This is a genomic window from Gordonia sp. 34D, from assembly GCF_056682775.1.
Genome location: NZ_CM155293.1, coordinates 1,282,962 through 1,304,390 on the forward strand (window position 1 = coordinate 1,282,962; position 21,429 = coordinate 1,304,390).

General features: G+C 62.8%; 20 protein-coding genes. 11 read left to right on the top strand and 9 right to left on the bottom strand.

Annotation, left to right across the window (positions count from 1 at the left end):
* Positions 1 to 156: 156 nt before the first annotated feature.
* Together AC1L34_RS05935 and AC1L34_RS05940 are read right to left on the bottom strand one after the other, a co-directional pair.
* Positions 157 to 990: an SDR family oxidoreductase gene (locus AC1L34_RS05935; RefSeq protein ID WP_424293439.1), complete on the bottom strand. Its 834-nt coding sequence runs from the start codon at positions 988 to 990 to the stop codon at positions 157 to 159.
* Positions 990 to 1,757, bottom strand: coding sequence for an SDR family oxidoreductase (locus AC1L34_RS05940; protein WP_424293440.1), 768 nt, complete (start codon positions 1,755 to 1,757; stop codon positions 990 to 992). The genes AC1L34_RS05935 and AC1L34_RS05940 overlap by 1 nt, the downstream gene beginning before the upstream one ends.
* A gap of 176 nt (positions 1,758 to 1,933) precedes the next feature.
* Between AC1L34_RS05940 and AC1L34_RS05945 the strand changes: the two genes are divergently transcribed.
* On the top strand, positions 1,934 to 2,572 hold the full coding sequence (locus tag AC1L34_RS05945; RefSeq protein WP_424293441.1) for a TetR/AcrR family transcriptional regulator: 639 nt from the start codon (positions 1,934 to 1,936) through the stop codon (positions 2,570 to 2,572).
* Positions 2,573 to 2,689: 117 nt separating this feature from the next.
* Positions 2,690 to 2,875: a DUF7455 domain-containing protein gene (locus tag AC1L34_RS05950; protein WP_424293442.1), complete on the top strand. Its 186-nt coding sequence runs from the start codon at positions 2,690 to 2,692 to the stop codon at positions 2,873 to 2,875.
* A gap of 67 nt (positions 2,876 to 2,942) precedes the next feature.
* Here AC1L34_RS05950 and AC1L34_RS05955 read toward each other — a convergent pair whose 3' ends face one another.
* Positions 2,943 to 4,640, bottom strand: coding sequence for a DEAD/DEAH box helicase (locus AC1L34_RS05955; protein ID WP_424293448.1), 1,698 nt, complete (start codon positions 4,638 to 4,640; stop codon positions 2,943 to 2,945).
* A gap of 343 nt (positions 4,641 to 4,983) precedes the next feature.
* Here AC1L34_RS05955 and AC1L34_RS05960 point away from each other — a divergent pair, with 343 nt between their 5' ends.
* Complete coding sequence (locus AC1L34_RS05960) at positions 4,984 to 5,976, top strand: YihY/virulence factor BrkB family protein (protein ID WP_480035185.1); 993 nt, start codon at positions 4,984 to 4,986, stop codon at positions 5,974 to 5,976.
* A 16-nt stretch (positions 5,977 to 5,992) separates the two neighbouring features.
* Here AC1L34_RS05960 and AC1L34_RS05965 read toward each other — a convergent pair whose 3' ends face one another.
* Positions 5,993 to 6,223, bottom strand: a complete 231-nt coding sequence (locus AC1L34_RS05965) for a DUF3039 domain-containing protein (RefSeq protein ID WP_424293444.1) — start codon at positions 6,221 to 6,223, stop codon at positions 5,993 to 5,995.
* A 36-nt stretch (positions 6,224 to 6,259) separates the two neighbouring features.
* On the opposite strand from AC1L34_RS05965, the gene AC1L34_RS05970 reads away from it, so the two are divergent.
* Both AC1L34_RS05970 and AC1L34_RS05975 read left to right on the top strand, forming a co-directional pair.
* On the top strand, positions 6,260 to 6,709 hold the full coding sequence (locus AC1L34_RS05970; RefSeq protein WP_424293445.1) for a DUF3099 domain-containing protein: 450 nt from the start codon (positions 6,260 to 6,262) through the stop codon (positions 6,707 to 6,709).
* Between the two features lie 114 nt (positions 6,710 to 6,823).
* Positions 6,824 to 7,822, top strand: coding sequence for a sigma-70 family RNA polymerase sigma factor (locus AC1L34_RS05975; protein WP_424322718.1), 999 nt, complete (start codon positions 6,824 to 6,826; stop codon positions 7,820 to 7,822).
* Between the two features lie 88 nt (positions 7,823 to 7,910).
* On the opposite strand, the gene AC1L34_RS05980 is transcribed toward AC1L34_RS05975, so the two are convergent.
* Positions 7,911 to 10,721 carry a bifunctional acetate--CoA ligase family protein/GNAT family N-acetyltransferase gene (locus tag AC1L34_RS05980; RefSeq protein WP_424322661.1) on the bottom strand — a complete coding sequence of 937 codons (2,811 nt, stop codon included), beginning with the start codon at positions 10,719 to 10,721 and terminating at the stop codon, positions 7,911 to 7,913.
* Positions 10,714 to 11,925 carry an acetoin utilization protein AcuC gene (locus AC1L34_RS05985; RefSeq protein ID WP_424297298.1) on the bottom strand — a complete coding sequence of 404 codons (1,212 nt, stop codon included), beginning with the start codon at positions 11,923 to 11,925 and terminating at the stop codon, positions 10,714 to 10,716. The genes AC1L34_RS05980 and AC1L34_RS05985 overlap by 8 nt, the downstream gene beginning before the upstream one ends.
* A gap of 203 nt (positions 11,926 to 12,128) precedes the next feature.
* On the opposite strand from AC1L34_RS05985, the gene AC1L34_RS05990 reads away from it, so the two are divergent.
* Entirely contained in the window at positions 12,129 to 12,815 is a 687-nt protein-coding gene (locus tag AC1L34_RS05990) for an iron-dependent transcriptional repressor DtxR (RefSeq protein WP_424297292.1), read from the top strand.
* Between the two features lie 9 nt (positions 12,816 to 12,824).
* Here the strand turns inward: AC1L34_RS05990 and AC1L34_RS05995 are convergent, their stop codons facing one another.
* A complete protein-coding gene (locus AC1L34_RS05995; RefSeq protein WP_480035186.1) occupies positions 12,825 to 13,937 on the bottom strand; it encodes a DUF4192 domain-containing protein in 1,113 nt (370 codons plus the stop codon).
* 212 nt (positions 13,938 to 14,149) lie between these two features.
* On the opposite strand from AC1L34_RS05995, the gene AC1L34_RS06000 reads away from it, so the two are divergent.
* The 3 genes from AC1L34_RS06000 to AC1L34_RS06010 are packed head-to-tail and all read left to right on the top strand — an operon-like array spanning position 14,150 to position 16,503.
* Positions 14,150 to 14,932 carry an ABC transporter ATP-binding protein gene (locus AC1L34_RS06000; protein WP_424297288.1) on the top strand — a complete coding sequence of 261 codons (783 nt, stop codon included), beginning with the start codon at positions 14,150 to 14,152 and terminating at the stop codon, positions 14,930 to 14,932.
* 2 nt (positions 14,933 to 14,934) lie between these two features.
* The gene (locus tag AC1L34_RS06005) at positions 14,935 to 15,708 is read left to right on the top strand and encodes an ABC transporter permease (RefSeq protein WP_424297287.1); all 774 of its coding nucleotides are present in this window, start codon (positions 14,935 to 14,937) and stop codon (positions 15,706 to 15,708) included.
* A gap of 15 nt (positions 15,709 to 15,723) precedes the next feature.
* A complete protein-coding gene (locus AC1L34_RS06010; RefSeq protein WP_424324579.1) occupies positions 15,724 to 16,503 on the top strand; it encodes a MerR family transcriptional regulator in 780 nt (259 codons plus the stop codon).
* Here the strand turns inward: AC1L34_RS06010 and AC1L34_RS06015 are convergent.
* A complete protein-coding gene (locus tag AC1L34_RS06015; protein ID WP_424322660.1) occupies positions 16,496 to 17,059 on the bottom strand; it encodes a hypothetical protein in 564 nt (187 codons plus the stop codon). The two genes, AC1L34_RS06010 and AC1L34_RS06015, sit on opposite strands and share 8 nt — an antisense overlap.
* A 202-nt stretch (positions 17,060 to 17,261) precedes the next feature.
* On the opposite strand from AC1L34_RS06015, the gene AC1L34_RS06020 reads away from it, so the two are divergent.
* Positions 17,262 to 18,266 (top strand): proteasome assembly chaperone family protein, encoded by a 1,005-nt coding sequence (locus AC1L34_RS06020; protein ID WP_424297281.1) that lies wholly within the window; start codon positions 17,262 to 17,264, stop codon positions 18,264 to 18,266.
* Position 18,267: 1 nt separating this feature from the next.
* Positions 18,268 to 20,436, top strand: a complete 2,169-nt coding sequence (locus AC1L34_RS06025) for a DEAD/DEAH box helicase (RefSeq protein WP_424324589.1) — start codon at positions 18,268 to 18,270, stop codon at positions 20,434 to 20,436.
* On the opposite strand, the gene AC1L34_RS06030 is transcribed toward AC1L34_RS06025, so the two are convergent.
* Complete coding sequence (locus AC1L34_RS06030; protein WP_424297280.1) at positions 20,433 to 21,383, bottom strand: hydrogen peroxide-inducible genes activator; 951 nt, start codon at positions 21,381 to 21,383, stop codon at positions 20,433 to 20,435. The two genes, AC1L34_RS06025 and AC1L34_RS06030, sit on opposite strands and share 4 nt — an antisense overlap.
* Positions 21,384 to 21,429: the final 46 nt, after the last annotated feature.

The window sequence follows — 21,429 nt, forward strand, 5'->3', positions numbered from 1 at the left end:
CTCCTTCAATGGTGGTGATGCCAAGACGATTGGTGGAACTCATTCTGGTGGGACTGCTACTGGTTGGGACTGTCGGTACTGCAGGACGACGCGCGGTCTGGCCGATCGGGACTTGCCGACCGCCACGCATTCGACCGTATTGCTATCTCGGTGCAACTACAGGCCGTTGGCGATTTCGTTGGTTTTCGCGTCGACCCGCTGCTGCAGTTTGTTCATGCCACCAAGCCAGCGGTCCGTGTTTCCAGCCCTGACCTGGTAGTAGTCGAAGACCTCGGAGTGCGGCAGGATGAGGAACGAATCCGAGTCCAGTGCGGCGATTACCTCGTCGGCGACGGTTTCTACGGTGAGCGCGACGTCGTGGCTGAGGATTTCCTCGACCGGGCCGGATTCACTCAGCATGCGGGTCTGGACGCCTTGCGGACACAATGCCTGCACGACTATTCCCCGGTGTCGGTAGGTGGCCGACAACCATTCGGCAAACGCCACGGCCCCGTGTTTGGTGACCGAGTAGGCAGGGGCACCAAGCATTGTCAGAAGTCCGGCCGCAGATGCGGTGACGACAAACCGTCCACCGCCGCGTTCGAGCCATTCCGGGACGAGGGCCCGTGCAGCGTGCACATGCGCCATCACGTTCACGTTCCAGGACAGTTCCCAATCGGCCGCGGCCGCATCGAGTCCCCGCCCGCGATCGACGCCTGCATTCGCGAACCAGGCGTCGATGGGACCGAATGCGTCCCGCGTGGCAGCGATCACCGCGGCAACACCGTCGGCCGATGCCGCATCGCCGGGAACGGCAAGTGCCACACCCCCTGACTCGGTGATTGTCGCGACGGTACGGTTCACGCCCTCGGCATCCAGATCGGCGACCACCACTTTGGCCCCGCGTCCCGCGAGTGCGGTGGCCAAGCCAGCACCGATACCGTTTCCCGCACCGGTAACGACAACCGTCTTATTTGCCGGGTCGAAGCCCACCGAACCTGAGGTGGCCACTACACACCACCACCGAGCAAGACGCCGCCGTCGACGACGAGGGTTTGACCGGTCATCCAGCCAGCGTCGTTGGACAGCAGGAAAGCAACCACGGAGCCAATGTCTTCGGGTTGGCCGAGACGCTTAAGCGCATAGGCTTCGGCGACCTGTTCTTCACGGCCTTCGTACAGGGCTGTCGCGAAGCGCGTCTTCACCACGGCGGGGGCGACGGCATTGACCCGAATGTTGGGTCCCAGTTCCACAGCGAGCTCTTCGGTGAGGTGAATGACGGCAGCTTTCGACACGCCGTAGAAGGCGATGCCCGGGGCCGGCCGCAGTCCGGCGATCGAGGCAATGTTCACGATGGCACCGCCGTGTTCGGCCTGCCATGCGGAGTTCACCGCTTGGACCCACCGGAGTGCGGAGATCACGTTGACGTCCATGATCTTCCGCGCGGCTTCGGGGTCAATCTCCATCAGCGGACCGTAGACCGGGTTAATCCCGGTGTTGTTGACCAGCAGGTCGGCGCTGCCAAAAGTCTCGATGGTCTTAGCGACGGCATCGGCCTGGTGCTCAGGGTCATCGCCTCGGCCCGCAACAGCGAGCGCAACGTCCGGTCCGCCGAGCTGAGCGACAGCTTCATCGAGCGCCTCCTGCTTGCGCGCTGTGATGGTGACCTTGGCACCTTCGGCGACCAGTCGTTCGGCGACGGCCAGCCCAATTCCTCGACTTGCTCCAGTCACGATCGCGGTCTTGCCTGCAAATCGTTGGGGGTCGATCTTGGCCACGGGAAACTCCTGTCGATGAAGTAATCTCAACCTCTAACTAAGCGCTTGCTTAGGGTGTTAGAGTCCACATTGCACGACAGTGAGACATACGTCAACCGTCCCACCTTGAGACTGATCTCATACCCAGCTGGCATCGCGTCCCCGAAACTCTCTTCCCGGACGCTAAAGGAGACCGCATGACCGACGCAGCGAATGTCCCGGCAACGGAGAATGTTCCTACCCGCGATCGACTATTGCAGGCGGCGCTGGTTTCGTTCGCCGAACGCGGATTCCTGGGCACCACAACCCGCGACATCGCCTCGGCGGCAGGTATGAGCCCCGCGGCGGTCTACGTGCACTACCGGTCGAAAGAAGATCTCCTCTTTGAGCTCTCACACGGCGGCCATATGGACACCATTGCCGAAATTGACTCGGCCGACGATGCTGCCCAACCACCGGCGGTCCGCCTGGCGGCCGTGATGCGCGCATTTAGCGAGCGCCACGCGATGCGTCACACGAGTTCACGGATCGTGAATTACGAACTCCATTCCCTCGCTCCCGACCACTTCACTGAAATCAGCAAACTCCGGCGCACCATTACCGGTCGCATGCGAGCAATCGTCGACGCCGGGATCGAGACCGGGGACTTCGACGTCGCCGACCCCCAGACAACAACCAATCTGCTGCTGTCGATGGGGGTAGACATCGCCCGTTGGTACAGCGACGACGGCCCGTTGAGCCCAACCGAATTGGGCGATTTCTACGCAAAGACCGCACTCCGCGTCGTTGGCGCAGTGCCACCGAGTCCTCCGAACAGACCAACTCCAGAGAACTGAAAGAAATGATTTGCAACACACCGACACCGCGCGGGAACATTTGAGCGTCGACAAACGTCTGACAGAGTGAAGGACGACGACCGATCCGCGGTTCGTCGGCTAGGGACGGAGGACGACATGACTACTATCGCCACGACCGCACCCACACGGATGCCGCTAGTTGCCGCTGACCGTTGCGACCGGTGCAGTGCCGCAGCCAAGGTGCGGGCGACTTTGCCCACGGGCGGCGAGTTGCTTTTCTGCCAGCACCACTACAACGACCACGAGGCACGCCTCGTCGAGATTGGCGCCGTTGTCGGCTAACCGCCGACGGTAATTGGAAAATCAATCCCCGATAGCGCAACACCCCGATCAAGGCCCTGCAAGAACCTCACCAGGTTCGCAGGGCCTTGATCCGTTCCCGGAGCTGATCGGCGGTGGCCATTGCCGTCGGCGGGCCACCGAGCCGGGTACGCAGTTCGTTGTGGACTTGGCCGTGCGACTTGCCGGTCCGATGATGATGTAGCGACACCAAGGTGTTCAACTCTTTACGCAGCACGGTCAGGTCTTGCCCCGTCTGCCGTTCGGCGGCATTGGGTGCAGCTTGTGCTTGGGCGTCATCGGCGGGTCGCGCCTTCGCGGCACTGCGTCGGGTTACTTGATCGGCCTGCCGTTGCTGCAGCAGGGTGCGGACCTGTTCGGCGTCGAGCAGTCCGGGCAAACCGAGGTAGTCCGATTCCTCGTCGGAACCGACGAGCGTCGTCGTCCCGAACGATGAACCGTCGTAGATCACCTGGTCGAGTTCGGCGTCGGCGGCGAGTGACTCAAAAGTCTTCTCGTCCTCCCCCGTGTTCTCGTCCTTCGACTTGTTGGCTTCAGTGAGCGCTTCGTCGTCCCAGCCTTCGGGTTCGCGGTGCGGCTTCCCCAACACGTGGTCACGTTGGGCTTCCAGCTTGCTCGCCAAATCGAGGAGCACCGGCACCGATGGCAAGAACACACTCGCGGTTTCACCGGGGCGACGCGACCGCACAAACCGTCCGATGGCTTGCGCGAAATACAGCGGCGTCGAAGCATTGGTCGCGTACACACCGACGGCTAGTCGCGGCACGTCGACGCCTTCGGAGACCATGCGGACCGCGACCATCCACTCGTCGTCGCTGGCCGCGAACTCGCCGATGCGCGACGATGACTTCGGATCGTCAGATAGGACGAGGGTCGGCTTCTTACCCGTCATCGCGAACAGGAGTTCGGCGTAGTCTCGGGCGGACTGCTGGTCGGTCGCGATGACGAGGCCGCCGGCGTCCGGAACGCCCGAGTTGCGGAGCTTCGTCAATCGCCGATGAGCCGCAGACAGAACCGCGGGAATCCAGTCTCCGTGCGGGTCGAGCGCCGTGCGCCAGGCACGCGAGGTTTGTTCGGCGGAGAGCGGTTCGCCGAGGCGTGCCGTGAATTCTTCGCCAGCACTGGTCCGCCAGCTCGCCTGGCCCGAGTACGCGAGGAACACGACGGGACGGACGACCCCATCTCGAAGCGCATCGGAGTACCCGTAAGTGTGGTCGGCTTTGGAACGCTGCGAGCCACCCGGCTCCGGCTCGTAGGTGACGAAAGGGATCGGTGAATCGTCGGACCGGAATGGCGTACCGGTTAGCGATAGACGACGTGTCGCGTCGCTGAATGCTTCGCGGATGCCGTCGCCCCACGATTTTGCGTCGCCACCGTGATGAATCTCATCGAGGATGACCAGGGTCCGGTGCTGCTCGGTGCGAACCCGATGCCGCGACGGATGAGCCGCAACCTGGGCGTACGTCAGAACCACGCCATCGAAGTCCGAACTCGTAGCCCCCGTGGAGTTGGAGAAGTTGGAGTCGAGGGCAATTCCGACCCGCGCAGCGGCCTGCGACCACTGATGTTTCAGGTGTTCGGTTGGGGCAACCACCGTGATGCGGTCGACGGTTCGGTCGGCGAGCAACTCGCTGGCCACTCGGAGGCCGAAAGTCGTTTTACCTGCACCAGGAGTGGCGACCGCCAGAAAGTCGGTCGGTCGTCGAGTGAGGTACTTGGTTAGGGCTCGTCGCTGCCATGCACGCAGCGGAGCACCGGAAACCGCGCGTCGCGCGGCCTCACCGTTCGTCTCCTCACCGTCGTTTAGTTCACGGTCGTTGACCGTATCCACCCCGTTGTCGACCCGCGCGCTGGTCACCGTGTTTCTGCACCCTCCTGAAGAAAAAGCCCTCTGGAGTCTAGCCCCTCCGCCTGAGGATCCCATGCCGCGCGAGGCGACACGGAGTGGCTCACGTGGCGGCCGGTGCCACCCGTTTGGGGGGTCATCGTTCATGCTGATAGGTATCGAAACTCACGAACCACCTTCGGTAGATACCGACACAGACCCGAAACAGGACGGTCGGCCAAGCCGACCGCGCCTGGGTGAGATCGTGCGTCGGCTTCCGCGCCTAGCGTGGGCGACCACGGTCAAAGCCTGGGATGACTCGATTATCGGTTGGGCCGCGCAGGCGGCCTTCTGGCAGGCTCTCTCGCTCCCGCCGCTCCTCTTGGGTGTGCTCGGCAGCCTCGGCTACATCGCCGACTGGTTCGGCCCCGACACCGTGGAGATCATCACCGCCCGAATCCTGGCGTTTTCCGAACACGCTTTCACGCCGAATGTGGTGGACGACTTGATTGCGCCGACGGTCGAGAACGTACTGGGGCGCGGACGGGTCGCCGTCATTTCGGTCGGCTTCCTGATGTCGCTGTGGGCCGGTTCGTCGGCTATGAGCTGTTTTGTCTCGTCAATCGTTCACGCACATAAGCAGCATCAGATCCGAAATCCCGTGTGGCAGCGAATCTTTGCTCTGATCATCTATCTGTTCTTCGTCGTCTCGTGCGTGTTGGTGCTGCCGTTGGTCGCATTGGGACCGACGTATCTGCATCAGATCCTTCCGGATGCGTGGGATCCGGCGATCTCCGATCTCGTCGACTGGGGTTACTTCCCCTTCGTCGGAATCCTGCTAATCGGTGCATTGGTTTGCCTGTACCGGTTCGCGCTTCCGCATCCGCTGCCATGGCATCGACTGCTGCCGGGAGCACTGCTGGCGGGTGTTTTCTTCTGGCTGGCGACGTACGTTCTGCGCTTTTATCTCACGGCGCTTACCCGCGCTGGCTACACCTACGGTGCGCTGGCCACCCCGATCGCCTTCCTCCTGTTCACGTTCTTTCTCGGGTTCGCGATTGTTTTGGGCGCCGAATTGAATGCCGCGATCGACGAAATGTGGCCCTCGGCGGGCAAGGGCGGCACCGTCCGAAACTGGGTGACCAGCCAGACGGTGGAACTTACCGACACCTTGCGTAACCGGGCGTTGCAGAACCGGTCAGAGCTGGGCGAGGTCGGGCCCGCGGTGCACACAGATACGCACCGGGCCGACCCCTAAGCGGTCTTTTGCCGCTTTACTTCTTCATCTTTTCGTAGATTTTCTTGCACTTTTCGCACACCGGCGAGCCGGGCTTAGCCGCCTTCGTGACGGGGAAAACTTCACCGCAAAGTGCGACGACATGCGTTCCCATGACGGCACTTTCGGCCATCTTGTCCTTCTTCACGTAGTGGAAGACCTTGGGAGTGTCGTCGTCCTTTTCGGTCCGTTCATCAATGTCCGGGCGTTCAATCGTCTGAGTTGCCATAAACCCATTGTGACCCAATGTGCCACCATGGATGGTATGGCGGATCAAAATCGACACGACGGGTACACGGATCGACCGGACACCGACAGACTCGCCGACCACGACAGCTTCCTGATCACCAGCGCCGCTCCCGATCGCGACGCCGTGTTTCGTGCCCGCAAACGTCGCTACTTCCTGATGATGAGCATCCGCATCCCCGCGCTCATCATCGCGTCGATCGTCTATGGCGTCACGCAGAACGGGTGGATCGCTGTCGCCATCATCCTCGTGTCGATCCCGATCCCGTGGATTGCAGTCCTGAAGGCCAACGACACCGAACCGCGTAAACACGGTGAAGTCCCGACCTATCACTACGGCAGTGCGCATTCGGTAACCCCGGAGTTGGGTGCCGAGCCCGCACCCGCGCCAACTGATCGTTTCGACGACGATTCCGCCCACCCGGTCATCGACGCCGAACCGGACGACGGCACGCCGCGCGCAAGCTGATTTTTACCTCGGGAGTAAACCTTCAGAAACTTCTCAGAGTGCTCGGGAACCTTTTCGGTACCGAATGCGTTGGACCCATTGAACGCACGACGAAAACGCATTCCAGGAGGTCGCATGGCTCACTCGACGATTGCCCGCCCGTCCGAATCTGAATCCACCCGTCTACGCCCCGCGTTGACGGAACGGGATCTTGATGCGCAATCCCCCTCAGCGGACCTTGTCCGCGTCTACCTCAACGGCATTGGCCGCACCGCGCTGCTGAACGCCGAGCAAGAAGTGGACCTGTCGAAGGCCATCGAGGCTGGTTTGTACGCGAAGCACCTATTGGCAACCAAGAAGCGGATTTCGCCCGCCAAGAAGCGCGACCTGAACATCCTGGTTCGAGAAGGTGAGCGCGCTCGCGACCACCTGTTGGAGGCCAACCTTCGCCTGGTGGTGTCGCTAGCTAAGCGATACACCGGTCGCGGTATGCCGCTGCTCGACCTCATCCAAGAGGGCAACCTCGGCCTGATTCGTGCGGTCGAAAAGTTCGACTACGCCAAGGGCTACAAGTTCTCGACGTACGCCACTTGGTGGATCCGCCAGGCGATTAGCCGCGGCATGGCCGACCAGTCGCGCACCATTCGCCTGCCCGTCCACCTCGTCGAGCAGGTCAACAAGCTGGCGCGCATCCGCCGCGAACTGCATCAGCAACTGGGTCGTGAAGCCACTGATGAAGAGCTCGCGCTCGAGTCGGGTATTCCGGCAGCCAAGATCGCCGACCTGATGGATCACAGCCGCGACCCGGTGAGCTTGGACATGCCCGTCGGCAACGACGAAGAGGCACCCCTGGGTGACTTCATCGAGGACGCCGAGGCCACGTCTGCCGAGACCGTGGTGATCGCTAACCTGCTGCACTCCGACATTCGGACCGTGCTCTCGACCCTCGACGAGCGCGAAATGCAGGTCATCACCATGCGATTCGGGCTCGACGATGGCCAGCCGCGCACCCTCGACCAAATCGGTCGTGCGTTCGGGCTGTCCCGTGAGCGGGTTCGTCAGATTGAACGCGAAGTGATGGGCAAGCTCCGTCAGGGTGACCGCGCCGACAAGCTCCGCGCCTACGCCAGCTAGCCCCCTTCCCGCATGATGCGTTGATTCCCGCTCCACGTCTGACGTGGAGCGGGAATCAACGCATCATGCGGGAACGCTCTGCCGGGCTTTATCCGAGCCGTCGAGGCCCGGTGTCCGCCAAGGTGGGCACCGGGCCGACGCGTATCTGTGAACCGAGGACGGCGATACCGTCGGGTGAAGTCAGGATCGGATCGAGGCGCAGTTCGCGGATTTCCGGGACAGCTTCGACGAGCGCCGAGACTCGCTGAAGGAGGTCGACCAGCGTTTCCGGATCAGAGTTGTCTTCGGCCAGCAGGGTGCGCACGCTCGGTTCGTCGACCAGTCCCCGCGCATCGTGCTCGGTGATCGGAATCGACCGCACGCTGCGGTCGCCCAGCGCCTCGAACAGGCGGCCGGACAGCCCAAAGGAGATCAGCGGGCCAAACGACGGACTATCGGCGACTCCGAGATACATGCCGACACCCTTCGACGCCATCTTCTGCACCTGCAGCGTCTTCTCACCGGTCAGTGCCTGCAGTTCGCTGAACGCCGAGACCACCGCCGTTGCATCGAGCAAGTCAAGGCGAGCCCCCTCGCGGTCAATACGACTCACCCAGGTGGGCGACGGCGACTTCACGACGACGGGGAATCCCAACTCGCGGGCCGCTGCCGACGCCTCATGCATCGTCGACACATCCCGGAATGGCACCACTTCAATCCCGTACTGCGCCAACACGAAGGCGGCCTGCCGAGCGGTCAGATCGCGGGCACCGTCCTCCCCCATCACCTCGCGCACGTAGCTGCGGGCGTCCTCTGGCCTGGCTTCGGGAATCAGGGCGGGCTGCTCTTTGGGGCGCGCCCGCCACCGCGCGTAACGGTGCGCCTGCGCTAGCGCACTCGCCGCACGCTCGGGTGTGGGGTACGACGGGATCGACCCCCGAACCGGGAGGCCATCGGGCCCGGTCCTGGACAGGCCCGGTGGCACGCCTTCCACCGCGAGGAAGGTCGTCACGATCGGTTTGGTGGGCACGTCGCCACCATCGGCAGGGCGCGCCGCTTCCATCAACCCCAACGCGTAGTCGGCAGAGTCGACGGCGACCGGCGGAACGAACACGACGATTACGGCATCGACATCATCGTCCGTCATCGCTTCGGAAACTGCCGTCGCCAGTTGTTCGTGAGTGACAGCCGGCCCCAAGTCGACCGAGTTGACGACATCCAGGCCCGAGGTCCGCGCGGTGTTGGCCGCGAGCGATGCAATCACCGACGAGTTTCCGACGATGGCCGTCCGCGGTCCCGTCGGCAGTGGCTGGTATGCCAAAACGGTTGCGCAGTCGAACAACTCGGCGATGGTTTCAACCTGTATGACACCTGCCTGTTCGAGCACCATTTGGGCTACCCGGTCATCGCGGACCGGCCCGGTGCGTTGGGCGTGGACCGGCGACATGGCCCCGCTCCCCGACTTGATCGCAACGATCGGCTTCTTCAACGCGACGCGGCGCGCGATGCGGCTGAACTTGCGGGGATTACCGAAACTCTCCAGGTACAGGAGCACCACATCGGTGTCGTCGTCGCTGTCCCAGTACTGCAGCACGTCGTTGCCAGACACATCGGCCCGGTTACCTGCCGAAACAAATGTAGACAGGCCGATCTGTCGATGCGCTGCGGTATCGAGAATGGCGATTCCGAGGGCACCGGATTGGCAGAAAAAGCCGACCCGCCCGGCACCGGGAATCCGCGGTGCCAGGGAGGCATTGAGTGCTATCTCGGAGTCGTTGTTGACGACGCCGAGGGCGTTGGGGCCCACCAGTCGCATGCCGTGTGCACGCACCTGCTCGGCGAGTCGCTTCTCGTTCTCCAACCCCGCTTCGCCCCGTTCACCGAAACCGGCCGACACCACCACGAGGGTCCGGACACCCTTGGCCATACAGTCGTCGAGCACTTGGTCGATGCTGGCCGCGGGCACGGCGATCACCGCGAGGTCGACGGGATCGGGAATGTCACTGACTGTCGGATACGAGCGAATACCGCGGACCGACGGCGGAGCGGTTGGCCGCACGGTATGTGGTGCGGGGACTCCGAAAGGCCGCTGTCCTTCTGGCTCCTCGGGCGGCTTGGTTGCGCCGTTGACGGGAAACACCGGGCCGGTGAAGCCCGCCGACAAGATGTTGGCGAGCAAGACGTTGCCGACTTTCTGCGGATCCGTCGATGCGCCGATTACCGCCACCGATTGGGGGCGCAGCAGATTGGCTATGCTCCGCGCTTCGGATGCGCGTTCGCGCGCATTACGCACCACCGTCAGCGCCTCGGTCGGGTCGATGAGGAACTCCACATGCACGGTGCTGCCGTCGAAGGCTCGCGAGATCTGGTAGCCAGCGTCACGGAAGACCGCGACCATGTTCGGATTCTCCGAGAGCACTTCGGCTTCGAAACGAGTAAAGCCGTTTTCGGCCGCAGCACCCGCTAGATGTTCCAGGAGAATCGGGCCCAGACCACGACCCTGGTGATCGTCGGCCACCACAAAGGCCACTTCCGCCGAGGTGGGCTTGTTGTCGGCGGCAAGTCCCTCGTACAGTCCCATCGCAATGATTCGGTCACCCAGGAACGCCAACAGGGCGACGCGATTGCGGTAGTCGACGGTCGTCATCCGCACTACTTCGCGGGCGGGCAACGTCGGTGTGGGACCGAAGTAACGCATGTAGCGGGTGCGTTCACTGAGTCCGTTGTGGAACTCGACAAGTCGGTCGGCGTCGGCGGGCAGGATCGGCCGCAAGTGAACGACGCCGCCGTCGGAGGCTAGGACATCGGCGGCCCACTGTCGCGGATACTCGCGGGGAACCTGAGATTGAGCGGTTTCGTCGGCCGTTGACGCGGCCGCGTCGTCACTGGAGTGGTCGAGTGCGTCGGCTTTCTCAGTCACGAGGGTCCTCCGGATCGAGACCGTGCAGCGGGAACACTGCGCGGCGGGTGGCAAGAATGGCCTGGTCGGTTTGGCGCTGTGTCGCCTCCGACACGCCTGGTGGGGGTTCGCCGCCGGCATCCCCGTCCCAGCGCACGAAGTCGGTGACGCCACCGTCTCCCATCGTGGCTTCCGGCGGGCGTGCGTAATCGGGGTGGACGGTCTTCGACAGGTCTTGGGCGCCGGTGATCCAGTCCTCATCGATCTGCGCGGTCGGGTCGATGTCCTTGTCGAGCGCGGAGGCAATCAGGTGTGTCCAACTTCGCGGCACCACATTCACCACCCCGTAGCCGCCGCCGCCGACGGAGAGCCAGCGACCCTCGCAGTAGCGATCGGCGAGGTCGCGGAGCGCTCGGATCGCGGCAGCATGTCCGTCGACGGTGAGGGCCAAATCGGTCAGCGGGTCGTCGCGATGGCTGTCGACTCCCACCTGCGTCACCAAGATCTGCGGCGCAAACGCCTCGATCATCGATGGCACAACCGCATGAAATGCGCGCAGCCACAACGAGTCCCCGAGGCCCGGCATCAGTCCGACGTTGACTGCGCTGCCGCCAGCGTCAGCGCCACCGGTCTCGGTGGCCCAGCCTGTTCCCGGCCACAGTGTCGCGGGATGCTGATGCAACGAGATCGTCATAACGCGCGGATCGTCGACGAACTCGGCTTGCACGCCGTCGCCGTGGTGTGCGTCCACGTCGATGTAGGCGATGCGATCGTAACCGTGGTCAAGGAGCCAGCGGATGGCGATCGAACAGTCGTTGTAGATGCAAAAGCCCGCGGCATGGCCTTTCATCGCGTGGTGCATGCCGCCGCCGATGTTGACCGCGCGCTTCACCCGACCCGAAGTAATGGCGGCGGCTGCCGCGACCGTGCCGCCGACCAGCATCGATCCAGCCTCGTGCATCCCCTCGAAGATGGGGTTGTCGGTGCTCCCCAGGCCGAACAGCCGCTCCAGGAGCGGCCCGTTGCTGGCCATCTTGCCGTGGCTAACCGCCCGCACCGCGTCCACATAGGGTTGCGTGTGCACCGTCGTGAGGAGTTTGTCGTCAACCGGGAGTGGTTCGACGGTCTCGACATCGTCGAGGACCCCGAAGCTTCTAGCAAGCGACATCGTCAGCGCCAGTCTGACCGGACTCATGGGGTGGGTATGCGCCCACTTGTAGTCCATGAAGTGTTCACTCCAGATGATTGCCGCGTCAGTCACAGTCGCCCCATTCCTGCTCGCCCCGGATTCTCCGGGAGCGCACTAGGTTCACGCTATCGGTTTCCCCTGCCACGCTAACGGTTTCACGCCCGCTCGGGACCGCGTCAGGTGCCCCGCATCCAACTACCACCAGGTAGCCTGGAGTCAGGCGAAAGGACAGAGTCTTCGTGAACGATCTTGTCGACACCACAGAGATGTATCTGCGGACGATCTACGACCTGGAAGAGGAGGGGATCATTCCGCTGCGGGCGCGTATCGCCGAGCGTCTAGAACAGAGTGGCCCAACCGTCTCCCAAACGGTGGCGCGCATGGAGCGCGACGGCCTGTTGCGCGTCGCTGGCGACCGGCACTTGGAACTTACCGAGAAGGGCCGCACGCTGGCCGTGTCGGTGATGCGGAAGCATCGCCTGGCCGAGCGGCTGCTCGTTGACATCATTGGCCTCCCGTGGGACGAGGTCCATGAAGAAGCGTGCCGCTGGGAGCACGTCATGAGCGAGAACGTAGAACGCCGCATTGTCGCGGTGTTGGATAATCCAACGACCTCGCCGTACGGTAACCCGATCCCCGGCCTCGACCAGCTGGGACTGTCGCTAGCTGCGACCGAGGACAAGGCTGTCCGCCTCGTGGACTTGCCGCAAGGCGACAGTGCCGTTGTCATCGCCCGGATGTCCGAACACGCCCAGGCCGACCCCGAACTCGTCGGAGAGCTACGCCAGGCAGGTGTCGTTCCCAATGCCCGAGTTTCGGTCACCGTGACCCCGCACAGCGTGACTCTGATGACCCCGGGACACAGCGGTTTGACGTTGTCGTCAGAAATCTCTCACGCAATCTTCGTCACCCCCAGCAAGAATTAACTGCGCGGACTATCCCGCCGCCGCGAACACCGGCGGCGGGAGTTCGGCACCGAGACGCTCGGCGATGTCGTAGGCCAATTCGGCCAGACCGCTGAGCTCTTTCGGTCGCATCCCGTTAAAGAGCGCGGTATCGAGCAGGTTAGCTAGGTTGTATTCGGGGTCGGCGTCGTGTGCCGTTTGGAAGGCAATCCCCGCGTAGGCTCCCTCGCCAGCCATGTAGTGCAGATAACCGAGCAAGGTCGCCGCTGCCGCCCGAGCTGGCGCAGGCAGCCGCTTGGTGAGGGTCCGCCAGAAATCTTCGCACGTGCCGCGCAGCCCGGTGAGGCTGAGCCCCAACAGGGCATCGCGCACATGAATCGATACCAGCGCCTCGGCCAAGCCATTCAGGTCCTCGCAGCTCAGATGGGTGTCGCCGCCATCGAAGCGAGAGATTGTCGCGAGGGTGAAGGCCAGCCCGCGGGCATCGGAACGGCCAGGGACGTGACGGGTTGGCTGCGGTGACTGAGCCCGACACTCTTCGTCCGCACAATGGGGTTCGGGTTCAAGGAGAGCAGCGATTTCTGAGCGACTCGACAAGATGCGCCGCCCCGTATTGACCGCGCGTTCCAAGGCCGTAGGCGATGCGTTCGGATCACTGAGCGTACCCTTGTCCGGGAGCTCCCCCTCGAATGGAAGGACGCAGGCAGCCTCAGTCGGTGGACGCCAAATGGTGTGCCATTCCGCGCCCAGTGCTGCCTTGTTCATCGCAAACACTGCGGACAGCCCACCGGCCTTTCGGAAGCTCTTTTCGGCAACCTCGGCCACCTTGCGATACCGCTTGTCTGTCGGCGGGTAACGATCATCGATGATCACCGCTACCGTTCCGGCGGCGTCGTACGACTCCGCCAGGGTTCCGAGAGTGCCGAAAAGTTCCCGCATCCCGGCCGACGGGAATCCGCTTTTGGTGAGGAAGAGGTCATGGCGCATGGTGGCCGAGACGGTTCGGCGATCGCGGAAGGCCACCAGCACCACTGACTGTTCAGGGACGAAGCCGAGCAGACCGGGCACGGCCGCCAGCAGAATTCCAGGATCGGGCATCGGGTTGGTGTGACCGCCGGGTTGGATACTCAGTGAATTTGTCATTCACCAAGGCTGGGCAGTTCCGCGCCGCAGCGGAACGGCTAACGACAAGTGTGGATTAGGAGAGCGTCAATCCACAGTTCCACCTGGGGAAATGCGCAACGGCAAATAGTTTCACTCGACGGCTTGACCTTGATGCAGCATCAACCGCGCATCCTGTTTTGGCAACGGCGTCACAACGCCCTGTCCGACGCAGAAAGTCAGGTATCGCCACCATGAACTCACCGAGCACCACCAGCTCCCCGGCTATCCGCGTTCGGGGCCTTGAGAAGGCATACGGCGACGTCAAGGTACTCACCGGTGTCACCTTCAACGTGCCCCGCGGCCGAGTGGCCGCACTCCTCGGCTCCAACGGCGCGGGCAAAACCACTCTCGTCAGGATCCTGGCCACACTGCTCCCTTCCGATGCTGGCACAGCAGAGGTCAATGGGTTCGACGTGCGCTCAGGCGCACGACATGTCCGTGAGTCAATCAGCCTCACTGGCCAGTTTGCCGCCGTCGACGGCCTCCTAACCGGGCGCGAAAACCTCACCATGATCGCCAAACTCCTCCGCGTCGAGAACCCCGCGAGCAGCACCGACCGGCTTCTCAACCGGTTGGGACTCACCGAAGTCGCCGACCGACGAGCCGCCACCTACTCCGGTGGAACCCGTCGTCGCCTCGACATCGCCATGAGCCTCATCGGAAACCCGGCAGTGCTTTTCCTCGACGAGCCGACGACCGGCCTCGACCCGCAACGGCGCCTCGAAGTGTGGAAGGTGATCGATGATCTTGCCAAAGCCGGCACGACCGTCCTCCTGACCACCCAGGACCTTGGCGAGGCCGAGACGCTCGCCGATCGGGTCTACATCTTGCACGAGGGACGGATCGTCACCGAAGGCACCGTCGACGAACTCAAACGACTGCTGCCCCCACCGAAAGTCGAGTACGTCGAACGGCAACCGACCCTGGAGGACGTCTTCTTCGCCATCGTCGGCACCGCATCGAACGGAGAGTGATCATGTCCACCGACTTCCTCAACAGCACCGCCGTGTTGACGGGCCGCACGCTGAAGCACGTAACTCGCAGTCCCGACACGATCATCACCACGGCAGTGATGCCGATCGGCATCATGCTCCTTTTTGTCTTCGTGCTCGGCGGTGCGATCACCACCGGCCCACCGTCCGGCCAGGACCACTACATCGACTACGCCGTACCGGGTGTCTTGCTGATCACGGTTGCGATGGGCATCTCATACACCTCCTATCGTCTGTTCATTGACTTGCAGGAGGGCATCATCGATCGATTTAGCTCGATGCCGATCGCCCGCTTTGCCCCCATTTGGGCGCATGTCATGACTTCGGTGGCGGCCACCTCGGTCTCTGTCGTCGCCGTCATTGCCGCCGCGTTGCTCGTCGGGTTCCGTTCCGGCGCAGATGTTCTCGCCTGGATCGTCGTTGCCGGACTGCTCCTGCTGTTTACCCTCGCCCTCACCTGGGTTGCGGTAGTTGCGGGCCTGCTCGCGAAGACCATCGACGGTGCCAGCGCATTGTCGTATCCGCTGATCCTGTTGCCCTTCCTCAGTTCGGCGTTTGTGCCGACAGCGTCAATGCCGGCTCCCGTCCGATGGTTTGCCGAGCACCAACCGGCGACGTCGATCGTCAATAGCATCCGCGATCTGTTGACAGAGCAACCTGTCGGCGATGAGATCTGGGTGGCCGTGGCCTGGTGCGTCGTCATTTTCGTTCTCGGCTTCGTCGGTACGATGGGCGTATACCGATGGAAGTCGTCATAGGTCGAGGTGATGACCATGCTCACCATCAGCCAGGTCGCGTCGTACGCGGGCGTAACGGTTGCCGCTGTTCGGCACTACCACCGTGTGGGCCTGCTGCCCGAGCCGCCGCGTGATGCCTCCGGCTACCGGCGGTACGACGCCGCGGCGGTCGTGCGTTTGATCCGGATTCATGTCCTGGCCAGTGCCGGGGTTCCGCTCGCGCAGGTTGAGAGCATGCTTGACGCCGATCAGGCGTCGTTCACTACGGCGATCAAGGCGATCGACCGACAGCTGGATGGCGAAATCCAGCGCCTGCAAGCCACCCGCACACGCCTGGCGAAACTCGCGGCGGGCGATCACTTGGCTCTGCCGCAGTGCGTCGTCGACTACCTGGCTCGGCTTCGTTCCCTCGGGCTCAGCGAGGACTTCGTCGCACAAGAACGCGACGCGTGGATCGTGGTGTCGGCCCAGGTTCCTGAGCAAATCAACGCGATCATCGCGCAAAAACACCGGGATCTGGACGACCCGGAGATGGTGCAGCTATATCGACTTCTCAGTACCGCCGCAGACTGGTCAAGCGACGATCCCCGCCTGACGGAGGTCGCCGATCTGTTGGAAGAGATCTTGAATCGAGTCATGGCCGCGGGCGGCGTCGTTGAGCCTGACTTGGATGATCGGTTAGTCGCCCTTCTTGACGCCACGATGGTCGCTGCGGCCCCGGCGGCAGCACAGTTGCTAACCCTCTTGGAACAGCGGGGATGGACCGGTTGGACCCGCATGGAACGACGCTCCGAGCCATCCCCGTCAACTAGCTGAAAGCGCTCCTACGCGCGGCTTCGAAGAGCTTCTGGGTCGCAGCCAATTCGTCGGCCCCCAACTCTGCGGTACCGGTGCGACGATTTTGCACGTACACGCGAACATCGCCCTGCTGAGCAACAAATTCGGTGACAGCGGTCTGCGGCGTCGTCGTCGATTCCGGCCCCATACGGATCATGCGGTCCAGACGCACGGTGTTGTTCGAGGCATCCAGATCAGACGTCTTCGTCTCAATCTGGGAGGCAAGTGTGCCACCGAGGACAAACGACGCGCAGCGTTCAGCTTGCTCGACAAAAGCGTGAAAATCGTCCGTGGAGCGAACAACCAAGGCGGTCAGGGTGCCACCGGCTGGGCCACCGGGTCCAACGCGAACTTGAGCCGTCCCAGCATCGACGGCCGCGGGAGTGCAGTTGGCGGGATTGTTCTGGCCCCTGAGCGGGCGGAACGTGATGTCGGCGAGCACGCCGGGAACCTGAGCGGCCGGGACCTGTTGCGCTGGCCCGTAAGGGAAATCAGCGTTGGACACCGCCTTCGACGACAGGTCAGGCGGACGCACGGGCTCCCCCGAGACAGAACAAGCTGAAACTGCTGCAGCCAGAACTGCCACAGTCGCCACGACTTTCACTCCAGCAACAACACGCACACTGGCCAGTGTGCCACTACTCTCGGGGGGCTGCGGGAATGACCCGCCGGGTATCCACGTTGAATACACCGGGTCCTGTACTGGACAATAGGTAGTTACATCGAAGGGAGAGACCATGGACGAGCAGTCACCAGACGCACGCGGGCTCTACGATCTCGAATTCCCGGTCCCCGTCGTGCACAGCAACGACGGCGAAGGACCAGTCCTTATCCACGCACTGGAGGGCTACGCCGACGCCGGTCACGCCGTGGCGGTCGCAGCGACCCACCTGCGCGAAGCACTCGACTCCGAGTTGGTCGCGACATTTGATGCCGACGAACTGACCGACTATCGGTCCCGTCGACCAATGATTTCGTTTAGCGGTGCGGAATTCGACGGCATCGACATGCCCAAGCTCACGGTGCACGCAGTTCGCGACAACTCTGGCGTCCCGTTCCTGTTGCTTGACGGCCCCGAACCCGACCTGCGCTGGGAACAGTTCACCGATTCGATCCTCGCGCTCGCCAAATATTTCAGTGTTTCGCAGGTGGTTGGGCTTAACTCGATCCCGATGGCGGTTCCCCACACCAGGCCCGCTTCCATCACTGCGCACGGGAACGACCAAGAAGCCCTTGGCGACCTCAACAGGTGGGGCAACCCGATGAAACTGCCCGCCAGTGCATCAATGCTGCTGGAACTTCGCCTCGGCGAAGCCGGGTACCGGACCGCCGGGCTCTCGGCCCACGTTCCGCATTACCTCGCCCAAGCCAACTACCCGGGAGCTTCGGCGGCGCTTCTGCACGCCATCAGCAAGGTCGCCGGGCTTGACCTGCCGGTCTCCGCTCTCGAGAATGCCGCGCAGCAAATGCGCGAGCAGATCGACGGTGAAGTGGCATCGAATGAGGAAATTGCCTCGGTTGTCACGTCGCTGGAAACGCAGTACGACGCGTACATGCGCGCCAAGGACGAGCAGGTATCGCTGCTCGCTGCCGACCAGGACGTCCCGTCGGGTGACGAGTTGGGCGCAGAGTTCGAGAAGTTCCTCGCCGAGCATGCCGCTGAGTTCAATGGGAGCGCCAGCGACAACCCAACACCGGAGATCATCAATCCAGACGACAGCAATCCCGAGGACGTGAACTGAGCTGAGTACGCCCGAGCTGACGAGCGACGACACTTCCGCGTTAACGCCCACCACTGACGAAGATCTCGCCTTCGAGAGATTCACGACGTGGTGGGCGTCGCGCGGGATCGGGCTGTACCCCCACCAGGAGGAAGCCCTCCTAGAGTTGGTTTCGGGCAGCAACGTCATCCTGGCGACCCCGACCGGATCCGGGAAGTCGCTTGTCGCCTCGGGGGCCATCTATTTCGCGTTAGGCCGCGGTAAGCGCGCCTACTACACCGCGCCGATCAAAGCACTGGTCAGTGAAAAATTCTTCGACCTGTGCGAACAGTTCGGCGCCGAGAATGTCGGACTGTTGACCGGCGACGCCTCGGTGAATGTTCATGCACCCATCGTGTGTGCGACCGCCGAAATTGTCGCCAATATCGCCCTGCGCGATGGCCCCAATTCTGACATTGGCGTCCTGGTAGCCGACGAATTCCACTACTACGGGGAATCGGATCGCGGATGGGCATGGCAGGTACCGCTCATCGAACTGCCGGATCCGTCCGACGACGTCGCAGCCGCCGATCAGCCGCAGTTTCTACTCATGTCGGCCACCCTTGGGAGCACTGACTTCTTCGTCGACGACCTCACGAGACGCACCGGTCGCACGACCGTCGCCGTTACCGGCGCGGAGCGACCAGTTCCGCTGCAGCACAGCTATGCGATGACCCCGATCCACGAGACCATCGCCGAACTGATCGACATTGGCCGGGCTCCGGTCTACGTCGTGCACTTCACTCAGCAGGCGGCCGTCGAACGCGCGCAGTCGTTGCTGTCGGTGAAGATCGCCACCAAGGAAGAAAAGGCGGCGATTGTCGAAGCGATCGGCGATTTCCGTTTCCAAACCGGATTTGGCAGCACGCTGTCGAAGCTGTTGCGGTCGGGCATTGGTGTCCACCATGCGGGGATGCTCCCTCGCTATCGACGGCTAGTCGAACGATTGGCGCAGGCGGGACTGCTGAAAGTCGTCGCTGGCACCGACACCCTGGGCGTCGGCATCAATGTCCCCATCCGGACCGTGCTTTTCGCCGGGCTCACCAAGTACGACGGTCAGCGCGTGCGCCGACTCAAGGCCCGCGAGTTCCATCAGATTGCCGGCCGGGCCGGTCGCGCTGGCTTCGATACGGTCGGTTATGTCGTCGCGCAGGCCCCCGAGCACGATGTCGAGAATGCGCGTGCGATCGCCAAAGCTGGTGACGACCCCAAAAAGCTGAAGAAACTGGTCCGACGCAAGGCCCCGGAAGGCTTCGTCAGTTGGGGCGAGCAGACATTCATGACCCTGGTCGACGCTCCCGACGAAGAGCTCAGGTCGCATTTCCGAATGACAACCGCGATGTTGATGGAAGTCTTGGAGCGACCGGGCGACTGCTTCGCTGCCATCCGGCATCTGCTTGAGGACAATCACGAACCACGGTCGCGGCAATTGCGACACATCAAGCACACGATTGCGCTGTACCGCGACCTGCGAGACACGGGAATTGTCACCAAACTCGATGCCCCCGCGGCCGACGGGAAGTACGTTGAGTTGTCAATCGACCTGCCAGAAAACTTTGCGCTGACCAATCCCCTGTCAGCATTTGCTGTCGCCGCCTTCGAACTACTCGACACCGCCTCGGACACCTACGCTCTCGACGTGATTTCGATCCTGGAATGTACGCTCGAGGACCCTCGCCAGGTTCTGATGGCTCAGCGCAAGCAGGCCCGCGACGTCGCGATTACCGAAATGAAAGCCGAAGGCATCGAGTACGACGAGCGGATGGAACTGCTCGAAGAAGTCACCTGGCCGCAGCCCCTGGCCGAGGAAATTGGGTTCGCGTACGAAACCTATCGGCGCGGGCATCCATGGCTGGCGAATACGCCGCCGTCTCCCAAGTCGGTTCTGCGGTACATGCGCGAGCGGTCGATGACGTTCACCGAATTTGTCTCCGACCTGGGCTTAGCGCGCAGCGAGGGGGTGGTCTTGCGGTACCTGACCGACTGTTATCGCGCGTTGAACAGCGGGCTGCCGATGTCCGCTGTTACCGATGAGATCGAAGACATCACCGATCAGTTGGGTGATTTGATCCGTGACGTCGACTCCAGCCTGATCGACGAATGGGCCGCGCTCGCCGAGGCTGACGCCGAGGCCGCGCAAGCTCGAAACTAGCCAGCGAGGCTTTGGGTTTCTACCGTCACGGCACCGCTGGCGTCGACCAATTCGGCGATATCGTCGGCCAACTGGCGATACGCTTCGCCGCGACCGGAGGATTCACGATAGACGAGACCAATGCGGCGTCCGGGGCGTGGCACGGAGAACTCTGCGGTAGCCAAACCACCCGCGGCAGTTTCCACCGCGACCGCTGTCTTCGGAATGAGCGTCACCCCGAGTCCACCTTCGACGCACTGAACAGCTGTCGTCAGCGAGGCCGCGCGGGTCTGCCGAACGTCGGGCGAGATGCCCGCGAGTTGGCACACTTCGAGGGCTTGATCGCGTAGGCAGTGGCCTTCGTCAAGTAGCAACAGGGGCAGATCCTCCAGCATCTTCGGCGCCAGTGCCTCCTGGCCGGCCAGCGGATGCCCCTGCGGCAATGCGAGAACAAAGTCCTCGTTGTACATCGGAAGTTCGCCCATTCCGGGCGCGCCAGCGGGAAGCGCAAGGATTGCCGCATCGAGGGCTCCGTCTCGCAGCTGCCCCAGCAGACGGTCCGTCTGATCTTCCACCACCAGCAGGTTGAGGTCGGGTCGACGCTGCCCAAGACCCTTCAGCAGTCGGGGCAAGATGTAGGGGGCGATCGTCGGAATTAGGCCGAGGCGAATGGTCCCGGTTAGCGGGTCGAGATCTCCCGCGGCGTCGTGCATGAAGTCGTCGACCGTGTCGCAGACAGCGATGGCCGATCCGAGAAGTCGTCTCCCCTCTGCGGTCAACATCACACGACGAGTGGTGCGTTCGACGAGCTTCAGACCCAGTCCGGCTTCCAAACCAGCCAAAGACTGCGACAGTGACGGCTGACTAACGCCCAGCGCTGCGGCAGCAGTTCCGAAGTGTAAATGCTTGGCCACGGCCACAAACGCACGCAGCGCGGTGACAGGCGGCTGATAACTTTGATCGTTCATACCTATCAATATAGTGACTGTTATCGCATTTACTTTTCACTGGGTC